Below are 20363 nucleotides of genomic sequence, written 5' to 3' on the forward strand. Positions count from 1 at the left end.
AAATATGAAAACTTTATTTGAACTTAAACAAAACCTGGTCACTATTGGCCAACAATTGCAGAAAGTAGAAGGCGAACTTGCTCAAAAAGCAGTGGATCCAGCTGCAACTATGGACGAGATTCAGGCCCTTCAAAAATCAAAAGAGGACCTGAAAGCCCGTTTTGATGTCATTAAAGAGCAGCATGACAAGTTAGAAGCCGAGCAAAAAGCGCAAATCGAGCAGCAAAAACAGAATCAAGGTCTTGCAGGGGTTGCGGATCCGAAAGAAAAAGTCGTCCAGGCAAAAGCTGAGTTGATTAAAAACGTTATGGCGAACAAGCCTGTCTCCCAAGAAATTTATCAAGCGTTGGGAGACGATAACACAGGCGGAGGAAAATTCCTACCAAAAACTGTAGCGAATGACATTATTTCCGAACCACTTGTCAAAAACCAATTGAGGGAAATTTCCACTTTTACTGCTATTACAAACCTGGAAGTCCCAAAGGTTAATTTTACTCTTGATGATGACGATTTTATCCAGGACAAGGAAACGGCAAAAGAGTTGAAAGTTACTGGTGACGTTGTTACTTTCGGACGTAATAAATTTAAAGTTTTTGCAGGGGTTTCTGAAACTGTTTTACAGGGAACTCACACTAACCTGGTTTCTCATGTGGAAAATGCTCTACAGTCCGGGGTAGCGGCAAAAGAAAGGAAAGTAGCTTTCGCTGAAACTCCTAAAACCGGTGAAGAACACATGTCCTTCTACGCGGTAGGTATTAAGGAAATCGAAGGTGACGATTACTATCAAGCTATCAGGAAGGCAATTGCGGACTTGCACGAGGATTACCGTGAAAATGCAACCATCGTTATGCGTTATCAAGACTATTCTGACATTATTGAGAAGCTGGCGAACGGAAATGCTACGCTCTATAGCGCTCAACCGGAACAGGTCCTTGGAAAACGCGTTGTATTCAGTGATGCGGCGGTACACCCAATTGTAGGAGATTTCTCTTACTCCCATTTCAACTACGACATTGGCACAACGCTTTACGAGCGTGATAAAGATGTCAAAACAGGTATCGAGCAGTTTGTCGTGACAGCTTGGTTTGACCATCAAATCAAATTGAAGTCTGCTTTCCGGATTGCAAAAATTAAAAAGGATGATAAACCCTAACAAGCCCGTAAATCTCAAGGCGGGTTCCAAGACTGATACAGAAATTACATTGTCCTGGGACCAGCCTTGAGCTCAGGGCTTTTTCACGTAAAGGAGGATAAGTATGGCAACAACTTATAATGTGTACCGGGACGGCAATAAAATCAAAACCGGCCTGACTGAAAAAACATTTACCGATACAGGTTTGACGCCGAATACAGAATACACGTATCAGGTAAGTGCTGAAAATAGTGTTGGTGAGAGTGAGTTATCTGATCCGATCAAAGTTAAAACAAATTACAGTGATCCAACTGCTGTTGATATTTCGCCGAAAACAAACAATCTTGAAGTCGGTGCTACTCGAAATTTATCAGCAGTTGTTACACCGTCTACAGCCAAACAGACGGTTACTTGGGCAAGTTCAGATACAAAAATCGCCACCGTCGATGCTAACGGAAAAGTTACAGCCGTTGCTGCTGGAACTGCTACGATTACTGCTACATCAACCGAAAAGACGAGCATAAAAGGAACAGCAACTGTGAGCGTGACTGAGCCGGAACCGCCCGAAGGTGAAGGGTAATGTTGAATGATGTTAAGGAGTTTTTGAGGGTTGATGGCACTTATGAGGATGGTGTCATCCTCTCATTGATTGAAGCGGCAAAAGCTGAATTAACATTGTCAGGTGTGATAGAAAGAAAAAGCGGAGATCCTGATTACCCATTGTACGAACTTGCCATAAAAGTCCTTGTCACGCAAAACTATGAAGATAGAGGGCTCGAAAAACGTGACAATAGAGTGCTAGAAACATTGATTTTAAAACTGAAAAACTTCTCAGTCGCGGTGAGTCCAAATGAGTAATGCATCTGATTTGAATACGCGTATTCAGTTTTTTGAATATGCCCCTAGTGAAGGGCCTGAACCTGGCGAAGTTGAAAAACGGCAACTGTGGGAATGTTGGGCCGAAGTCTATGAGCCTTCCATGAAAGACATTGAGTCTTTAAGCACAACCAATGTTCTCTATTCCGTAACAGCTCGATTCAGGGATCCACGGGGCGAGTACAAGCCTTCAAACAAACATTATTTAGCAGTTCTTGATGATGCCTACCAGGACGATGAAGGGAATTATGTTCGCTTCAATATCAAGAAAATGCATCCTGACGTTAAGAATAAGCGTTTTATTAAAGTTGTAGCGGAGGCGACAGAATGGGCGTCAAAGTAACTGGCCAAGAAAAGTTAATTGCCGAACTTGAAAAACGCTTTGGCAAAGCCAAGATGCAGCAAATTAGTGATAGGGCGTTGAAAGCAGGGGCGGAAGTGTTTGTCAAAGAATTAAAGGCACAGCTGGCAACGTTTAAAGATACCGGGGCAACCATTCGTGAGGTCACCATATCCGAGCCATTCACGCAATCAGGCGTCCGCACAGTTAAAGTCCACTGGCGTGGCCCAGACAACCGTTATCGCATCATCCACCTAAACGAATGGGGAACGATCCAAAATCCACGTCCGAGAGGTAAAGGAAAAATAGCACTCGCTATGCGAAATGCAGAAAATGCTTACCGGGAAGCGATCAAAAAAGCAATAAGGGAGGGAATCTGATGGATATTCTTGATGAAGTTTATAAGGTGTTGAAATCAGATCCCTTCATTGCTGCAGAGGTCGGTAATCGGATTAAATATTACGAATATCCAGCCACAGGGGATATAACCGGTCCTATTATTGTATTGGAGGAAGTTGGGGCAGAAATGCCGGGTGACTATGCGGATGGTCAATGGCTCACAGAGGATTACATGGTTCATATTGAAGTGTGGGTGCAAGGAGCTGGCGGCAGGAAGAAGCGGGATGCTATTGCCCGGCAGATACGAAATATCATGTGGGAGAAATTGGGGTTTTCTCAAGTTGCCAGCATGGACCCGGAATGGGATAAAGATACCAATACCTACCGAGACGCCCGTAGGTATCGAGGAAAAGCATACAGGGAAGATTTTGACGCCTTATAGGGTGTCTTTTTTAATTTTAAAAGGAGTGATTTACATTGGCAACAAACGGAAAAAATTATAAAGCAGCCATCAACGTAAATGATTTTCATTATGCTGTGTTGGATGACACCGACAAAGTTAAAGGAGAAATTGAAAGGGTTAAATTTTTGCAAGAAATCACTGTGGAGGCACAGCAGGAAATTGTAAAAGCTTTTGGAGACGGGGAGGTGGCAGAGATGGCCACGTCCAATGGCCCTATGACGGTAAGCGGACAATTCCACAAAATTCCGGAAGAAGATAAAAGCGCTTTGTTTGGATTAACTAAAGTCGGAAACCTAGATGCTTATGGCCCGGATTCAAACCCTCCATACGTTGCGGTTGTCTTTACAATCGAAAATCAAGACGGCGGAAAAAGCTGGTACGGTCTTGTGAAAGGGAAATTTACAATGCCATCTGTGTCTGGGTCAACAAAGGAAGAATCCATTGAATTCGGAAATGAAACGGTAGAAGGGGAATTTATGTCCCGCGTGATTGAAGGGCAGAAGGTCATGCGGTTAAGAGGGACAGATGCCCCAGGCGAAACAACTGTACGGGATGAAATTTTCCAGGCGGTTTTTGGTAAGCCATATCCTGGTGCAGAGGTAACACCCTAACAAGCCCGTAAATCTTAAATCAGATTCCAGGACGGATACAACAATTAAGCTGTCCTGGGACTGATTTAAGCTCAGGGCTTTTTTTTGCGTTAATTATAATCGAAAGGATGTAATAGAATGGCAAATTTAAAACGAAATATGATTGAACTCATTAAGAATCCAGAGGAGGTAATCAAAGGCGGGGAGCCCGAATTTGATAAATACTGGACGTCACCATTTATCCCTCTTGATGTAACTTTAGAAGCTGTTGATTTTGCAGAAAAGCTGGAGAATGGAGAAATAACGGGAAGCGAATCCATATTGGAGATGGCTGATTTTGTTGCCCAAAAAATATTTAACGGACAATTTACCAAGGATGATATTAGGCAAAGGCTCCATGCGCCGGACGCAATTGATGAATTGCAATCTCAAATTTTCTTTGTTGCCCGTGGAGAACAATCTGATGCAACAAAAAAATTCCTGGAGAAGAAGCGTTAATGGATGAGGACTTTTCTTTCTCCAAGCAAAAGGAATACTTACAGAAACTCATCCTTGATCTAACAAAAGAAGGAAAAGACATAAATGAAATTATGAAAACGCCTTTTCACTTTTTAATCGAGCTGTTACGTGAAAGAAACAAACCTAAAAAGGTGACGTCTGTTATGGACCTTCCTTAAATAAGCCCGCATCATTTTGCGGACTTATTTAAGTATTCGATAAGGGCTGTTTCTATTAAGTTATTTAAACTCCTGTTTTCTTGTTTTGCCCGTTCCTGTGCCTGTTCTTTTAAATCTTTTCTTAGAGTTAGCATAGTCCTTGTCTTATCACTCGAAATTGTCATTATGACCACCTCCAGACACATTATAAGGTGTAATCATAATATTGTAAAGGTGATAACACCATGATATAATATGGGTAGAGGTGAGGGTCTGTGTTAAAAGATTTAATAGAAAACGAAAGTAACAGGTTTGCAAAAGAATTCTATCAATCTTTACTCAGTGACGGATATAGTTTATCGGGGGATTCAAGGTACAAAACATCTAAAGATCGCGTAATGGTTACGTGCCCCAAAGGTCACACTTATGGTGTTACACCATATAAATTTAAATTAGGGCGAAGATGTGTGGAATGTCATCTTGAAAATAAAAGACTTCATTTTGCCAATGAATTCTATGAGAATTTAAAGGAAAACGGTTATGTGATGATAGAGGGGAACAAATATGTGGACTCAACGACTCACGTAAAGGTTAGATGCCCTAACGATCACCTATACGATGTGTCCCCTCGCGTTTTTAATAATGGCTATAGATGCAAAGAATGTTTAAAACTTAGTAAAGTGAAAAAGTTTCACGAGGCTCTACAGAAGGCCCGGTACACTTTAGTAAATGGCAGCAAGTATGAATTTGCTAAAAAACAAGTGGAAGTAATGTGTCCGAACGGACATGTGTATAAAACCACACCTGACAATTTTATGGGAAGCAAAAACAGAGAAGGTAAAAGGTGTACCAGGTGTCACGGTTTCCATAGAATGGCTCATGACGAATTTAAAGAACTTGTTAATAAAGAGTTTGAAGGTGAAATAACTGTTATAGGCGAGTATGTAAATAGCAACACAAAAGTGTTAGTTCGACATAATAGTGATAATTGTGATAGATATGAGTGGACAGTTCTTCCGTCAAACTTAGTGCATAAAAGACAAATGTGCCCTAAATGCGCCGGTAACGCCAGAGAAGGCATTGAAGGATTTAAGAGGAAAGTACGAGAATTGGAAGGCGATAATTACACTGTGATTGGTGAATATGTCAATGCTGACACTCCAATAAAAATACGTCACAATAATAATAGTTGTAATTATTTCGAGTGGGAAGTTGTTCCTTTTAATTTCACCACCCATGGTACTCGTTGTCCTGCGTGTAACCAATCGCGCGGCGAAAGGGAAATTAGCAAATACCTCATAAAAAACGGTATTGATTATATTCCACAATTTAAGTTTGATGATTGCAAGTACAAAAGACCTTTACCTTTTGATTTTTGCATATTTGAAAATGAAACATTAATTTGTTTGATTGAATTTCACGGCAAACAGCACTATGAACCGACAAGGCATTTTGGTGGCGAACATCAATTTAAAGTACGTCAGCAGCGCGATGAAATAAAAAGGATTTATTGCAAAGAAAATGATATTCCGTTAATCGAAATTCCCTATTGGGATTTTGAAAATATAGAAACGATTTTGAATAAAAAACTGAATGAAATCATGAATAAATTTCAAGCAATCTCTTAAAGACTACCTAATTTTTAGGCAGTCTTTTTTTATTACATAAGAAAGGAGGTAAACCATGCAGAGAATTGAGGGTCTTTCGATCGGCTTATCCCTTGACACACTTAAAGTTGACAGCGGGCTGAAAGATTTAAAAAGAAAGTTAAGCCTTGTCAATTCAGAAATGAAAGCCAATCTTTCCGTTTTTGACCGTTCGGAAAATTCCCTTGATAAATATCAAGTCAAAATCGACGGCCTGAACAAAAAGCTCGACGTTCAACGAAAAGTTACTGAAAATGCAAGAAAACATTATGAAAAAATGGTCAAGGAGCACGGAGAAGGCTCGGCAGAGGCAGAAAAAGCGGCTCGTGCATACAACAATGAAGTAGCAAAGCTGAACAATTTGGAACGCCAAATTAAAGACGTTACTTCCCAAATGAAGGAGTTTCAGCGGCAACAAAAAATACAAAATTCCACACTGTTCAAAGCTGGCGACTCACTTATTAAATTTGGATCCGGCCTGAAATCAATGTCCGACAAAATGAAAGACGTTGGAAAGAGCCTGACAACAAAAATCACTGCGCCTGCCGTGGGAGCAGCGTCTGCACTGGCGGGCGTTGCGCTTGTCAAAGGGTTTGATCGCCTTGTGGGCATAGATACAGCCAGAGCAAAGTTACAAGGTCTTGGCCATGATGCAAAAGGCGTAGAAAAAATCATGGAATCGGCCCTTGAATCCGTTCGGGGCACATCATTCGGAATGGATGAAGCTGCAACAACCGCGGCAAACGCCGTAGCCGCAGGTGTTAAAGAGGGGAAAGAGTTAACAAGGTATCTTTCGTTAACTGGTGATGCGGCGGCGATCGCTGGCTCAAGCATGAGCGAGATGGGATCCATTCTGAACAAAGTCAAAACGTCCAACAAGGCATACAACGGTGAACTGCAACAGCTATCCGACAGGGGCCTGCCTGTTTATCAATGGCTGGCTAAAGAAGCTGGAGTGGCCGCAGACGCGGTTTTTGATATGGCAAGTGATGGTCAAATATCGTCCGAAATGCTGATGAACGCCATCGAAAAGAACATCGGTGGCGCGGCAAAAAAGATGGGTGAAACATCATTTACCGCCGGGATCGCCAATATGTGGGCAGCGGTTGGCCGTCTTGGGGCATCATTTTTGGATGCAGGAGGAAAAGGCGGCGGTTTTTTCTCGCAATTGAAGCCGTTAATTGCGGACTTTACGGGTCGAATTGACAGCATGGGTGGTATTGCAGAAAAAGCTGGTGTGAAATTCGGGGAAATGTTTGCTGGCTTTGTGGATAAAGTAAAATCAGTAAAGTCATGGTTTGACAGCTTATCTCCATCTATGCAAGACATCATCAAAAAAGGTGCATTACTTGGCACGGTGGTAGCTGTTGGGGTTGGTCCGGCTTTAACGGTGCTGGGATCCCTTGGCGGCATGATAGCCAATATATCAATCGGCCTTGGCACATTCATGAAATTTTTGGCGCCAGTAACTAAAGGATTTAGTTTATTTGGCGGTGCAGCAGGAACGGCAGGAACATCCGTCGGATTCCTGGGAAAAGCATTCGCCGTATTGACCGGACCGATCGGCATAACCGTAGGAATTATAGCAGCCCTAACTGCCGGATTCGTTCTTTTATATAAAAAGTCTGATTCATTCCGTGAAAGTGTCGGGAAACTTACTGCTAGTTTAAAAGAGCTTGGCGGCAAGGTACTCGGACATCTCAAAGATAGTATAGGCGCGGTCACTTCATTTTTTAAAGACCAACTGTCAATGATTAAGGGGTTCTGGAAATCGGATGGCGGGTCCATCATTAGCGCTGCCGAAAATATAGGCAATGTCATTACCACAGTTTTTCGCGGAATCTTTAAAGTGATTGACTTTATTATGCCGGCGGTTCTTGCCATCATCAAAAGTGTGTGGGGAAACATTAAAGGCGTAATACAAGGTGCTTTAAAAGTGATTATGGGCTTAGTGCAAGTATTTTCCGGCCTCTTTACCGGCGACTTTAAAAAAATGTGGGAAGGTATCAAAAACATCTTTTCCGGCGCCTTGCAGTTCATCTGGAATTATGTGCAGCTGATGTTCTGGGGAAAAATGCTAAAAGGCATTATTAATCTCGGGAAACTATTAGCAAATGCCTTTAAAAATTCATGGACCGGAATAAAAAATATCGTCTCCAATCTCGTAAAAAGTATCGTTGATTTTGTCAAAGACCGGTTCACGAAATCGAAAGATACCGTTAATAGTATTTTTCTGAAGCTGAAAGATTTGACGAAAGTTGCATGGAATCTGACGAAAGATATTATTATTAATGCCGTAAAATCAGCGGTCAATACTGTGCGTTTGCGTTTTTCGGCGGCGCGAGACAATATCCGGACAATCTTTGAAAAAATCAAGGAGATTACGAAATCAGCCTGGGATTCTATCAAAAATCGAATCGTCAATCCGGTGAAATCGGCGGTTGATACAGCACGTAGTCGGTTTTCTAATTTCCGTCAAGCGGTATCTGATATATTTCGAAAAACGAAAGATAAAGTCGGGGAATATGTCTCAAGCATGGTCAAAACCGTGAAGGATATGCCAGGAAAAATGGCAAAAGGCATCAAGGATATGGGTTATAAATTGTATAACTCTGCGAAGGGAGTAGCAAATCGACTTGTAAAAGGTCTTGGATTGGGCGTCAATGGTGTAATCACTGGCGTGAATTGGGTCCTAAAAAGAGTCGGTGTGGATAAGAAACTGGATCCATGGCCTGTGCCAAAATACGCAAAAGGTACAGACGGGCATCCCGGAGGTCTTGCTCGTGTGGGTGATGGCGGCATGAAAGAGCTGGTCCGCACACCTGACGGCAATATGTTTTTATCACCAAACAAAGACACGCTCGTCAACTTGCCGAAAGGCACATCCGTCCTATCCGGACCTGAAACAAAGGCTCTACTCTCTATGTTCCCTGCTTATAAAAACGGTATTGGCGATGTATTAAAAGACATGTATAAAAGCACCAAGAATAAAGCTGGCGGGATTGTCAAATCAGGGATAGATAAAGTTAAGTCTGCCGGACAAAAATTAAAAGAAATCGGTCTCGATGTGTGGGATTATATTTCCAAACCGGGAACGCTCATGAAAAAAGTATGGGATAAGTTTATTCCTGACATGGGTCTATCCGGCATCCAAGGTAGTATCGCAAAAGGCGCAATCAAGATGATTAAGAGTCATGCGCTCGAATGGGTAAAAGGCCAAATGCCGGTAATGGATGTAGGTGAAAGCTTTTCATTCGGCGCCCCCTTCCACCGGACAAGCGGATTCGGTATGCGCTGGGGCAGACTCCATAAAGGCGTGGACTGGGCGGCACCTGCCGGTACCCCTATTCCTGCTGTTGCAGGCGGAAAGGTTATCTTTTCCGGATTCGGACGGAGGGGAAGCGGGTACGGCGGTTACGGGAACGTCATCCACATTCAAGGCGCTAACGGTCTATCTTATCTGTACGCTCATAACAGCAAAAATAAAGTCAAAGTCGGCCAGGCCGTCAGCAAAGGCCAGATCATCGGATTGGTCGGAAGTACAGGTGATAGTACAGGGCCACACGTTCATTTCGAGGTACGCCGAAACGGACAGGCCATCAATCCCGACACATTAGGCGGTGGCAACGTCAGCGGAAGTGTCAAAAAGTGGATAGCACAAGGAATGGCCCGTGCTGGTGTTTCCGGTTCTGATTGGCTTAATGGCTTATCTTGGATCATCCAAAGAGAGTCCAGCGGTAATCCGAGAGCTGTTGGTGCCATGACCTCCACAGGGACAGCCAAAGGGTTGATGCAGCTGATGGACTTTAACTATACCGGCAATCCGTTTGATCCAGTCAATAACATTTTCCACGGAATTCGCTATATAAAAAATCGTTACGGTTCGATTGGCAAGGCGGTCAGCTTCTGGAAAAGAAATAACTGGTATGCCACAGGTGGCAGAATTAAAAATCCTGGCATCTATGGGTTGGCTGAAGGCGGATGGCCTGAGTACGTTATCCCAACGGATCCGAAACGCCGTACAGATGCCATGAAGTTGCTTGCTTTGGCAGGCAGAGAAATTTCCGGGAATAAGCGTCCACATCAATTGCCGAATGTGGGAGGAAATGACGATTCCGTCTTGATGAAATTGCTTGCTGCCACCATGGAACAAAACGAAATTTTAAAACAGATTCTCGCTAAAAATCCTGACCTGTACATGGACAGCGAAAAAGTAGGAAAAGCCGTTGAACCTACAGTCACAAAGCAACAACAACTGAAAGCATACCGGGGAAGGAGGGCACCTGGATTTGCTTAAATCAATGTCTTTTAACGGGCAGAGGAACAGCAGCATCTATTTGTTGAGAGGGCGGTCCAAGTCGCCCTTTCATCCTTTGAATCGGGAAATAGTAAGTACAAACGGCCGGCATCGTTTGAAAAAGACCGAACGCGGCTTGCTTGAAATCAGCCAGCCGATTGGCTTTGTTGCAAAAGAAGATCAGACACAGATGGATATTATTAAAAGTTTGACGAGCTGGCTGATTACTAATAATTGGGGTGTTTTATCGTTTGATGATGAACCTGGAAGGCGGTACGTGGCTTTGTTGCAAAATGACATGAATGATTTTGAAAAGATTTCTTGGTTAAGAGAGGGAACGTTGCAATTTGTCGTCAAGGAAACCCTAGGCGCTGACAAAACGATAAATATTGGCACAGAATTTGCTAATTACACCATCACAGGTCAAACAGAAACACCCTGGACCAGCCGTACTCGGTTCACTGTCCCGCAGTCGAGTTTCACAATCGAAACAACCAAAGGCGGCAAGATCATATTAAACTATGACTTTATCGCTGGTGACATTTTAGAAATTGATTATGAGACACGGGATGTTCGGCTGAACGGTAAGGACCTGGCCGTATCTATTGCGCTGGAAACCGTGTGGTTTGAGTTGGAACCGGGGCAGGTGCAGATCAAGGCGAGTCATCCGACGGAAATGAAATATACGGAAAGATATCATTAGGAGGCGGTAAGGATGGAAAAGAAAACTTTGGAACAGCGCGTTAGTGAATTAGAAAAGAAGATGGACGCACTCCTGAACGGTGATTTGTCCACCTCTTTTGAGAAAGAATTCGTTTCGACATTCAACCAAATCGGCAAAGAAATTGACGAAAGGTACGAGGAAAATCTGCGTAAACTTGAAATGAATTAGCTTTCCTCATACTTTTGCAATGCCTTGGCGATCATCTCGGCATTCAGTTTAATCATTTGTTCGAATAACTGTTTCGTTCCGGGACCTTCAATCTTTTCGATTGATTGTAAGTATTCTTCTTGAAGGTCTCTTTGTATTTTCATTATCTTTTCATTCATAACTTCCACCTCCTCCCCGTAGTCATCATTCGACAGGAGGGGCTTTTATCCTGCAAGAAAGGAGGAAACCTATTTGGCAGAACTTTATATTTTCAGCCAAGATGACGTTTTACTCACAACACTATCCGAATCCGCAGGGCTTGTCAGTGCGCCGTTTAAAGACCAACTAAACAGCGTACCCGACGAGCCTTTTTCCTTTACCGTGGAAGCCGATGCGGAACGGGCTAAATATGTCAAAGAGGAAAACCAAGTCGTTTTTCGTGACAAGGAAGGCGACTTGCGGCTGTACGTCATTAAAGAAATTGACGACGTTGATAACAACGATGGTCCCCAGACAACAGCAATATGTGAACCGGCTTTCATGGAATTAAAGGAGCATATTGTTGTGGACCGTCGTTTTGTCAATAAGGAAGCACAGGAAGCGCTCAATGCTGCCTTGGAAGGCACACGTTGGACAGGTACAGTCGAAGTTTCACTTGGCAAAGCAACGACTAATTTTTATTACATTTCTTCCGTTGACGCCATCTGGAATATTCTTGAAGTATGGGGAGGCGACTTTAAAGACGTTGTCACGTTCGACGGCAACAAGATTACAAAGCGTGAAATCCGAATCAAACAGCGTCTGGGAGCCGACAGGGGCGCCAGGTTTGAGATTGATCACAACATCGAAGAAATACAGCGCACGATCCTGTCTTATCCAGTCACAGCGTTATATGGCCGCGGTGCATCCCTTGAAATTGAAGATGATGAAGGCAACCATACGGGTGGTTACACTCGCCTAATTGACTTTGCGGATGTTGAATGGAAAAAGTCCAAAGGCGACCCTGTAGACAAGCCGAAAGGACAGAAATGGGTCGGGGATCCGGATGCTCTTTTGAAATATGGCCGCAAACACAATGGTCAGTTGCTACATCGTTTCGGCGTATGGGAAAACGGCGACTATGACGACCCGGCTAAGCTGTTACAAGCGACTTGGGATGCCTTACAGGAAGCGAAAAAGCCCGAAGTACACTACAAATTGTCAGTCGATCTACTTGATAAAGACGTAAGCCTTGGCGACACAGCCCGAGCGATCGACCGGCAATTTGCCCGTCCTATTGAAATTCAAACAAGGGTCATTGCCATTGAATATGATCTTTTAGACATCGAGGGCACGGCCATCGTTGAAATGGGCCAGTTTCTGTCTGCCCACTATGATGATGTTTACCGGGAACTTGACGATTTAAAAAAGGAAATCAATAAACCACGTCCAACAAAGCCTATTGATAACGGCAGTTTCCCGGACAAGGTGCCCGGAACTCCCGTAAACGTGGAAGCCGTTGGCAGTTTTAAAACGATACAGTTGTATTGGGATTATGATAGCGCCGTATATATCAGCCACTATGAAGTTTATGGCTCACAGGTAAAAGACTTCGTACCAGATTCACAGCATTTGCTTTGGCGAGGTAGAACTTCTGCCTTTGTCCATGAGGTTGATACTGACCAGGTTTGGTATTACCGTGTCCGGGCGGTCAATACGAGGGGTACAGCAGGCGGATACAGCCAGCAAGTTTCAGCGTCCACTGTGCGGATAATATCCGATGACATCCTTTTTGGGCCCGACATAGCAGCTGAATTGCGGGAATTAAGTAAGACGGCGCAATTGCTTGCTGACGGTACGATTGACCTGTCGATGATAGGCGAGGATGTTACCGCCGAAATTGACACGGCAAAAGACAGAGCGCAGGATGCCGTAACGAGAGCCAACCAAGCTATGGCTGATGCACAGGCGGCCATTGCGAATGCTCAATCAGCTTTTGACGAAGCTGTTAATGCCCATACTATCGCAGATGCCGCAAAACAAGCTAGTGAAGCTGCAGGAAGAGTAGCGGGCGAAGCGCACGATCAAGCAAGTACGGCTTTGACAGATGCTCAAAAAGCCATGACGGATGCACAGAGCGCGTTGACTGGTATTTCGGATTTACAGACAAGCGTTAATATGGAATTTCAGACTATTAACGGTCAATTGTCATCAAAGGTAAGTCTGACAGAATTTAACGGGCTTAAAGGTACCGTCACCAACCATACGACTTTAATCCAGCAAACACAGATTGACATTAAATCTAAGGCTGATAAAACGTATGTCGATACGATTAAGGGCACAGTTGATAGTCACAGTACGCTTATCCAGCAAAATGCCGAGGAAATACGGTCGAAGGCCAGTCAATCAAGCGTAAACACACTGTCAGGAAAAGTAGAAACCCATGAGTCCCTGATTTCCCAAAACGCCCGTGAAATTGCTTCGAAGATTAGTACCGTTGATGCAAATGCGAAGTTTGCTACACAGTCACAGTTGACCCAGACTGCTGGTAGCTTGACAAGTCAGATTACGGCTGTACAGACCAATCTTGATAATTTGGAGATTGGTGGAAGGAATTTATTATTAAACAGCGCATTTTTTTCTGGAAATTATTCTAATTGGAGTAATATAGGAAGTCCGTCCACAAGGACTGTAGTTGATATAAGTGATCTTACTGGATTTCCAAAAGCATTTAAAGTTACTACATCAGGAAATAACCAAGGTATTCAACAAACAGTTAAAGTTGATCCCAATGAAGAATTCACGCTTTCTTGGTGGGCAAGAAAAGCTGATGATAATTTGAATTATATACAAATAATTTATACGAATATCACAACGGGAACTACCAGTTATATTGTTGCTGGCGGGACGCACACCAATGAGTGGAAGAAATACTCATTTAAGTTTAAATATAATACATCATCGGTAATCATTAGACTTGGCTGTGGAAATACCACAAAGTATGGAACATCTTATTTCACTGGAGTCAAACTTGAAAAAGGCAACAAAGCAACTGATTGGTCACCAGCCCCCGAGGACCTAGTTTCAACTGTCCAATTCTCGCAATTACAACAAACCGTTGACTCTATCAACGGACAGATCACGAAAAAAGTAGACAAGACCATTTACGATGCCTTTGTCCAGCAGACGGCACAGTCTTTGTCATCAAAAGTTAGCCAAGGCGAGTATGACAGCAACAATAATCTGATCAACAATCGTTTTTCGTCCATTACGCAAACTGTGCAGGGGATACAAGCCCAAGTCCAGGATAACAAAGGCAATATATCAACGGTGACCCAGTTGGCCAACGCTTTGCAAACTCGGATGACTAACGCGGAGGGTAGTATCAGTACGCTCACGCAGACTGCAAGTAGTTTGCAAAGTACTATAACGAGTGTGATAAATGATTTAGAAGGTTTGGGGAATAGTGGTGCAAATTTACTCCCAGACGGTAGTTTTGAAAATGGCGGATTCGGTTGGGGAAAAAGTAGTAGATTTTCAGTTATTTCTAGCGACAGTCATACAGGAAGTAAATGTTTAAATATAGCCAGTGGTAGTGGTGCTGCTCAAATAAAAATGATTAACACTATTCCGGTTACTCCTGGAAATAAATATGAAATTTCCTATTGGTATAAAACCAGTTCTGATGCCAACGGAAAATCTGATAACCAAAAATTAAGGTTTGGAAGAGCAGATGGGAGCCATATTATTTCGTATGGTTGGAATGGTGCTCAAACAACGTGGAAAAAATATACTGCAATTTGGACAGCGCCAAGTGATGTAAAAGAGGTGCAAGTATCCATTATTGCGAATCATACAACAGGTTGGGTTAGATGGGATGACGTTTCAATTGTTGATGTTACTGAGAGGGAGGCAACCCAATCCCAAATCAGCCAGCTATCGGACGCCATCAATTTACGTGTCGAGAAGAAAAAAATTATCAACGAGATCAACATCAGTACAGAGGGCATCCTGATAGCCGGACAGAAAATCCACATCACGGGGCAGACAAAAATAGACAACGGAACTATAAAAACGGCCATGATTGCGGATGCTGCCATCAACAGTGCAAAAATAGCCAATGCTGCAGTAGGCACAGCCGCCATAGCAAACGCAGCTATCACTAGGGCAAAGCTTGGTACGGCGGTAGTGGGTACTGCTCAGATTGAGGATGCGGCTATTACAGACGCGAAAATTCACAGTCTGAGCGCTGATAAAATTAATGCTGGAGCTATTCGTGGTATCGACATCTACGGTTCAAAATTCCGTTCATCTGCAGGAACAGACTACATGGAAATTGTCGGTGGAGAAATTAATTTAATGCTTAATAACGGGAGACGAATGTTCCTTAGCCCAACTGGTTTATATGGATACAACGCTGGCGGAGATATCAGATTCCAGGCAGACCACGCACGAGTCACCTCATCAGCTTTTGGCACATCAAACGGTAACGTCTATCTAGCGGCGGCGGACGACACAGGCAGTGGGGTAACGGGAGAGGCGAGGGTAGTCAGATACAGCTCTCTTGGCGGTAGTGGTTCAGCAGAAGATTACCGTTATTTACCATTAAGGACTAATGCTTTAAAAGGACCACCCGGCTTAAACCTATACGTAGGGACAGACAATGAGTTCAGGATAATGTCCGAGGGGCTGACGTCTGGTGGAGTTTATAGAAACGTTCGAGCCAACGGCATTTATGCTAACTTCATCGAAGCCCACGGAGATGCTAGTAATCCAAACATATATGTCAGGTCTTTTAATGGCGGAGAACTCAGAGTGACGGCTAAAGACAGCGTGGATAACTTTCAAAATATTCGTGCTAAATATTTTTATGGGAGTAGAGTCGTTCTTTCTGCTGACTTTACAGGTGTTAAAAATTTTCATATCCAAACAGCAGGAGATGGGGAAGTTCAAATAACTGCACGAGCAGATACATCAGCTTTCCGACCAATCCGAGCAAGCTCATTTCCTACCGGAACCTCCTTGCGAGAAAATAAAACTGATATAGAAACATTCGATGATGACGTATTATCCGTTATTAGGGATGCCAGTGCTTATTTATACAGAATTAAAGGAGATGAATATAGAGGACAGAAACAGCTAGGTCTGATGGTAGACGAGACCCCGAGGGTACTTCATGGAGAGACAGGTGACAGTATCGAAATGTACGCTTTGGGTACCTATCTATGGAGAGGTGTACAGCAACTTGATACAAAAGTTACTGATGTTGCCGATGATGTGCAGCAACTTGTAACAAATGTTACTGACATTGCCGATGATGTGGAGTGGCTCAAAATCGAAAACCAATATCTAAAACAAAAAATTAAACAATTGGAGGATAAAGTAGCATGAAAATAGAAATCGAAAACAGCAATTTAGTCCGCGTCATTAATTTTTTAGACAGTCTATCTTTGAAAGGAATGAAGTCCATCCATCGTACCAATCTCAGTCGTAAGCTAATGGAAAAGCTGAAAACAGTTGGTGACAACGAAAAGCAGCTACGAGAGGAGTTGAAAGATGAACCGGAAAAACTTAAAGAAGAATTGGAGAAGTTTTTTAAAGAGAGAGTCGTCATCGATGGTGGCGACTCTCAAACTATGTTGCAATCCGTAAAGTCTGTGATTAAAAGTTTAGTAGCAGAGGATAGCGAATATGAATTTAAGGACAATGACGCTTATGCTTTAGCTTGCTTGTACGATCAATTTGAATTAGACAAGGAGGAAACAGCATGAAAATTGAAGTGACCAATATCAATGTAAGACGTGAGGGCGGCGAGGTAGTAGGTTTACAGGTTTATTTTAACGGACGGTTGGGTGATCAGTCTATTAATCTAAACGGGTATATCCCGTTGGCAGAGGGAGAGTTTGAAAGCCATCTGGATATGCCGGCTATTGAAACTGCCGTCCGTCAGAAAGTTGTAGATAGAATTTTGAGCGGAGAGAGTCCTACTGAGTAGGGCTTTCTTTTTTTATAGGGAGAAAGGGGGCAGATCAATTGGAGGCTGATGGCATGGATGTTTGGAAAAATCGAGTGCAGGACGATATTAGCGAGCTGAAAAACAATCAGGCGCAAATCAGGAACGAGCAAATCAACATGAAAAGCGATATTGCTGATTTAAGGATGAATGACCGGTTGCAAGATCAAGAAATCAAAACATTGAAGGATGCTCTTTTTGAGATTAAAGATGATACCAACTGGATTCGCCGGAAGATAACGGGGGCGATCATTACAGCTGCCGTTACTGCGGTTGTGGCCGGGATTATTGGTGTGGCAATTACGAAAATATACGGAGGGTGATTTTATGGATAGGTCAAGTGTAGCAAGATTTGTTGTATTGGTGGTAGCGGTGATTAATGCCGTATTAAACTTGGTTGGCTATCAGACTATTCCTGACGATTTTGTCAATGATTTAGTGGCTGTCGTGTCCGGCGCTTGGTTCATTTGGGCAGCTTGGAAAAACAATTATTTGTCCAAAAAGGGGCAGAAACAAAAGGAGCAATTGAAACGAGCGGGGCTTGATTAAGCCTTGCTTTTTATTTTTATAAAGGAGAGGATATAAGTGAGTAGAGTATCACTTCAAACGTTAATCGATAGATCAACCAAAAATATGGGCCTCGTTCATCCCGTCGTAAAAGAAACAATTCTGGAGGTAATCAAGCGGGCCTACAAAGAGGGAATCAATGTGCAGATTTCCAGCGGTTACCGGTCCAATGCGGAACAGCAGCGCCTGTATAATCAAGGGCGCACCACTCCCGGTAAAATCGTTACCAATGCGAGGCCTGGTCAATCCATGCATAATTACGGCCTGGCCGTTGATTATTTCTTAACCAATAAGGACGGTACAAAAGCTCTGTGGACCGTCAATGCAGACTGGCGACGTGTTGCGGCTATTGCCAAATCTCTCGGCTTTGAGTGGGGCGGAGACTGGCGGGGATTTGTTGATTATCCGCATTTGCAGATGACCGGTGGCCTTACTTTATCACAGCTGCAGGCAGGCAGACGGCCTAATTTGGTAAGTAGGGTAGGCAAGTTATCTAATAAGCCCACAGCTGATAAAAAGCCTACTGCACCTGCCAAGAAACCAGCACAGAGCAAACCCGCATCCACAGGCGGATCTATTGTGGATTACCTAAAGAGTATCGGCGTAGATTCCAGCAAGGAAAATCGCAAAAAACTTGCCAAGGAATACGGAGTTAGTGGTTATGACTTTTCTGCCGAAAAAAACTTGGAGCTATTAAACAAGATGAAAGCAGGAAAGAAAGCTGTAAAACCTGCCGCAAAGCCGAAACCGCAAGCAAAAGGTACCGTACATCTGCCCGCATCAGCAAAGACTTGGCGGACATATAAACTTAACGTAAAGCCAGTCAAAGCAAATAGCGATTGGAGCTTGACGCCTTCCCGGTATGGCGGTTTGACATATGATGTCTTGGACAGACCATATCCAAATGTGGTAACGATCATGACCGGACGGGGCAAACGAAATATTTATGTTGGGCCAGAGACTGGCGCGGTGATTAAATAAAAAACGGCCCGGCGCTGACCGGGCTATTCTTCCAAAACTCTTATGCTGCTGCCCCCACACTTAGGGCATTCCAGGATAGCTGACTCTTCATCCTCAATCATTTTTTCGCCACACGACAGGCACTGTACCAAGGCCATCAGATCACCTCATATCCTACTGTTTCAAATTCGCCTTCCACTTCTTCCGTGATCGGCGTGATTTCATATCTTTCCTCGCTTGCTTCCATTTTATCTTCTCCCACACACTCCCAGCAATCCGTATGTTTCTCGCCGTTCCAGCCGTTCAGAGCGTATACCTTGCCGTCAATTTCAACCAGTTCGATATCCTTGTCAGCCCACCAAGTTCCGACCGTTTTAAAGTTTGTCATTTTTCTTCTTCCTCTCTGTTTTGGATTTTCTTGATTCTTTAATACGGCCCATGTTTTTCCGATTTTTTTTGCCTGCACATTGCCATCCCTGCAAAGCTTCTTGACATGATCGGGGGAGAGGCCCCACATGTCCGCAGCTTCCTGGACACTGATTATATTGTTTAGTTCATTGCCTTGCTTGTAATAGCCGATCAGGTACTCTCTACCCAAAGGCTTATCATTAAACTCTGACGCGCTCATTTCCGATAAGATTTCATCAAACAGGCCCATTAATTGTGATTCTGTTTCGCCAAATTTATGGCTGTATTCCATCAGTTCGGTGTGGATTTTCGTAAAAACTTTCATTGGCTCTTGACTGTATTTTTTCCAGTTGATTTCAGATATGGTTGGTTTCCCTTCTTCAAAAACTCTTTCCCCGATAACCCTTGCAACTGCCAACAATTGGCCGAACTTCATTTCTCTATTCATTTTGTTTCCTCCTTTTTTATAGTGAGGAGGGGACGCCCCCTCCTTTATAATTAAAAGTTTTCGTCAATTGCTAACCATGCTGCCCTATAGATGTTTTGTGGATTATTTTTGTCAGCGTTGTTCTCTTCCAAGATTTCAACTGCCCTGTTAATTAGACTTTCTTTGTGTCTGACAACCCAATCAGGTAGGTACCCTTCCGGGAAGCGAGTGAGCCTTTCGATTTCTTTTCTGATTGCCGTTCTTAATTTTTCGTTCATTTTCGTTTTCCTCCTTTATAACCGCCATCGGTTATTTGTTATATTAAATATAACACGGATAGTTATAACCGTCAACGGTTATTATAAACTTTTTTCACTTATTCGTTCGACAAAATACGACAATTTTTACCACTTGCATATCAAACATTTGTTCGCATATAATAAACACAAACATTCGTTCGGGGTGATGATATGAATAGTTTATTAAAACGTGCAGCAGGATCAAGGCAAAGGTTAGAAATGATCTACATAAATAAAAGTGGCCAGCTGTCTCAACGTATCATAAAAGTGATTGCTGTGACTGATTCTGCAATTAAAGCCTACTGCTATCATAAGAGACAATTCCGCACCTTTTTGTTAAGCAACATATTATCAGTAGCCCCGGCAAGGCAAAGGAGGGGAGCATAAATGAGACCAAATAAGTTAACGCCGAATGAAAATCTCCGTTGGCAATCTAGTCGAATGATGCTGCCGGAACATGTGGAAAGATTACAAGAGCTTGATGTCGAAAGGGAAAAAAA

General features: G+C 43.1%; 23 protein-coding genes and 1 pseudogene. 20 read left to right on the forward strand and 4 right to left on the reverse strand.

From position 1 onward, the window contains the following. Positions 1-4 precede the first annotated feature (4 nt). From D4N35_RS13850 to gpGT, 9 genes are all read left to right on the forward strand, one after another. A complete protein-coding gene (locus tag D4N35_RS13850) occupies positions 5-1153 on the forward strand; it encodes a phage major capsid protein (protein ID WP_120074677.1) in 1149 nt (382 codons plus the stop codon). A 103-nt stretch (positions 1154-1256) separates the two neighbouring features. Continuing rightward, complete coding sequence (locus D4N35_RS13855) at positions 1257-1712, forward strand: Ig-like domain-containing protein (protein WP_120074680.1); 456 nt, start codon at positions 1257-1259, stop codon at positions 1710-1712. After that, positions 1712-1990: a head-tail connector protein gene (locus D4N35_RS13860; protein ID WP_120074682.1), complete on the forward strand. Its 279-nt coding sequence runs from the start codon at positions 1712-1714 to the stop codon at positions 1988-1990. Before D4N35_RS13855 ends, D4N35_RS13860 begins: the two co-directional genes overlap by 1 nt. Further along, positions 1983-2351 carry a phage head-tail adapter protein gene (locus tag D4N35_RS13865; RefSeq protein WP_120074684.1) on the forward strand — a complete coding sequence of 123 codons (369 nt, stop codon included), beginning with the start codon at positions 1983-1985 and terminating at the stop codon, positions 2349-2351. Before D4N35_RS13860 ends, D4N35_RS13865 begins: the two co-directional genes overlap by 8 nt. Beyond that, positions 2336-2728 (forward strand): HK97-gp10 family putative phage morphogenesis protein, encoded by a 393-nt coding sequence (locus tag D4N35_RS13870; RefSeq protein ID WP_120074686.1) that lies wholly within the window; start codon positions 2336-2338, stop codon positions 2726-2728. The genes D4N35_RS13865 and D4N35_RS13870 overlap by 16 nt, the downstream gene beginning before the upstream one ends. Next, complete coding sequence (locus D4N35_RS13875; RefSeq protein WP_120074688.1) at positions 2728-3129, forward strand: gp17 family tail completion protein; 402 nt, start codon at positions 2728-2730, stop codon at positions 3127-3129. Before D4N35_RS13870 ends, D4N35_RS13875 begins: the two co-directional genes overlap by 1 nt. Positions 3130-3164: 35 nt before the next feature. Continuing rightward, the gene (locus D4N35_RS13880) at positions 3165-3761 is read left to right on the forward strand and encodes a major tail protein (RefSeq protein ID WP_120074690.1); all 597 of its coding nucleotides are present in this window, start codon (positions 3165-3167) and stop codon (positions 3759-3761) included. Between the two features lie 117 nt (positions 3762-3878). Further along, the gene (gpG, locus tag D4N35_RS13885) at positions 3879-4238 is read left to right on the forward strand and encodes a phage tail assembly chaperone G (RefSeq protein ID WP_116555633.1); all 360 of its coding nucleotides are present in this window, start codon (positions 3879-3881) and stop codon (positions 4236-4238) included. Continuing rightward, positions 4238-4417, forward strand: a complete 180-nt coding sequence (gene gpGT / locus D4N35_RS18695; protein ID WP_120074692.1) for a phage tail assembly chaperone GT — start codon at positions 4238-4240, stop codon at positions 4415-4417. The genes gpG and gpGT overlap by 1 nt, the downstream gene beginning before the upstream one ends. A gap of 11 nt (positions 4418-4428) precedes the next feature. On the opposite strand, the gene D4N35_RS13895 is transcribed toward gpGT, so the two are convergent. Continuing rightward, positions 4429-4581 (reverse strand): DNA-binding protein, encoded by a 153-nt coding sequence (locus D4N35_RS13895; RefSeq protein ID WP_120074694.1) that lies wholly within the window; start codon positions 4579-4581, stop codon positions 4429-4431. A 90-nt stretch (positions 4582-4671) separates the two neighbouring features. Between D4N35_RS13895 and D4N35_RS13900 the strand changes: the two genes are divergently transcribed. From D4N35_RS13900 to D4N35_RS18165, 4 genes are read left to right on the forward strand one after another with little or no spacing between them, the layout of a single operon-like run. Next, positions 4672-6024: a PDDEXK family nuclease gene (locus tag D4N35_RS13900; protein ID WP_120074696.1), complete on the forward strand. Its 1353-nt coding sequence runs from the start codon at positions 4672-4674 to the stop codon at positions 6022-6024. 55 nt (positions 6025-6079) lie between these two features. After that, positions 6080-10339 carry an aggregation-promoting factor C-terminal-like domain-containing protein gene (locus tag D4N35_RS13905; RefSeq protein ID WP_120074698.1) on the forward strand — a complete coding sequence of 1420 codons (4260 nt, stop codon included), beginning with the start codon at positions 6080-6082 and terminating at the stop codon, positions 10337-10339. Continuing rightward, complete coding sequence (locus tag D4N35_RS13910) at positions 10332-11042, forward strand: distal tail protein Dit (protein WP_120074700.1); 711 nt, start codon at positions 10332-10334, stop codon at positions 11040-11042. Before D4N35_RS13905 ends, D4N35_RS13910 begins: the two co-directional genes overlap by 8 nt. A 12-nt stretch (positions 11043-11054) precedes the next feature. After that, positions 11055-11231 (forward strand): hypothetical protein, encoded by a 177-nt coding sequence (locus D4N35_RS18165; RefSeq protein ID WP_164876382.1) that lies wholly within the window; start codon positions 11055-11057, stop codon positions 11229-11231. Here the strand turns inward: D4N35_RS18165 and D4N35_RS18170 are convergent. Next, a complete protein-coding gene (locus D4N35_RS18170; RefSeq protein ID WP_164876383.1) occupies positions 11228-11389 on the reverse strand; it encodes a hypothetical protein in 162 nt (53 codons plus the stop codon). The genes D4N35_RS18165 and D4N35_RS18170 overlap by 4 nt on opposite strands. Before the next feature lie 73 nt (positions 11390-11462). Between D4N35_RS18170 and D4N35_RS13915 the strand changes: the two genes are divergently transcribed. From D4N35_RS13915 to D4N35_RS18175, 6 genes are read left to right on the forward strand one after another with little or no spacing between them, the layout of a single operon-like run. Further along, positions 11463-16580 (forward strand): phage tail spike protein, encoded by a 5118-nt coding sequence (locus D4N35_RS13915; RefSeq protein WP_120074703.1) that lies wholly within the window; start codon positions 11463-11465, stop codon positions 16578-16580. Next, positions 16577-16960 (forward strand): hypothetical protein, encoded by a 384-nt coding sequence (locus D4N35_RS13920; protein ID WP_120074705.1) that lies wholly within the window; start codon positions 16577-16579, stop codon positions 16958-16960. The genes D4N35_RS13915 and D4N35_RS13920 overlap by 4 nt, the downstream gene beginning before the upstream one ends. Next, positions 16957-17184 carry a hypothetical protein gene (locus D4N35_RS13925; protein WP_120074708.1) on the forward strand — a complete coding sequence of 76 codons (228 nt, stop codon included), beginning with the start codon at positions 16957-16959 and terminating at the stop codon, positions 17182-17184. The genes D4N35_RS13920 and D4N35_RS13925 overlap by 4 nt, the downstream gene beginning before the upstream one ends. 38 nt (positions 17185-17222) lie before the next feature. Next, entirely contained in the window at positions 17223-17525 is a 303-nt protein-coding gene (locus tag D4N35_RS13930; RefSeq protein ID WP_120074710.1) for a hemolysin XhlA family protein, read from the forward strand. A 4-nt stretch (positions 17526-17529) separates the two neighbouring features. Then, positions 17530-17751 carry a phage holin gene (locus D4N35_RS13935; protein ID WP_120074712.1) on the forward strand — a complete coding sequence of 74 codons (222 nt, stop codon included), beginning with the start codon at positions 17530-17532 and terminating at the stop codon, positions 17749-17751. Between the two features lie 36 nt (positions 17752-17787). Then, the gene (locus D4N35_RS18175) at positions 17788-18750 is read left to right on the forward strand and encodes a M15 family metallopeptidase (RefSeq protein WP_164876384.1); all 963 of its coding nucleotides are present in this window, start codon (positions 17788-17790) and stop codon (positions 18748-18750) included. A gap of 136 nt (positions 18751-18886) precedes the next feature. Here the strand turns inward: D4N35_RS18175 and D4N35_RS18435 are convergent, their stop codons facing one another. Together D4N35_RS18435 and D4N35_RS13955 are read right to left on the reverse strand one after the other, a co-directional pair. Then, a complete protein-coding gene (locus tag D4N35_RS18435) occupies positions 18887-19585 on the reverse strand; it encodes a type I-C CRISPR-associated protein Cas8c/Csd1 (protein WP_235870396.1) in 699 nt (232 codons plus the stop codon). 50 nt (positions 19586-19635) lie between these two features. Continuing rightward, the gene (locus tag D4N35_RS13955; RefSeq protein ID WP_120074714.1) at positions 19636-19842 is read right to left on the reverse strand and encodes a hypothetical protein; all 207 of its coding nucleotides are present in this window, start codon (positions 19840-19842) and stop codon (positions 19636-19638) included. Between the two features lie 408 nt (positions 19843-20250). Between D4N35_RS13955 and D4N35_RS18700 the strand changes: the two are divergent. After that, positions 20251-20363, forward strand: a pseudogene (locus D4N35_RS18700) (YolD-like family protein); the annotation flags it as partial.

It is taken from the genome of Siminovitchia fortis (genome assembly GCF_003605365.2).
In the GTDB taxonomy this organism is placed as follows: Bacteria; Bacillota; Bacilli; order Bacillales; family Bacillaceae_C; genus Siminovitchia; species Siminovitchia fortis.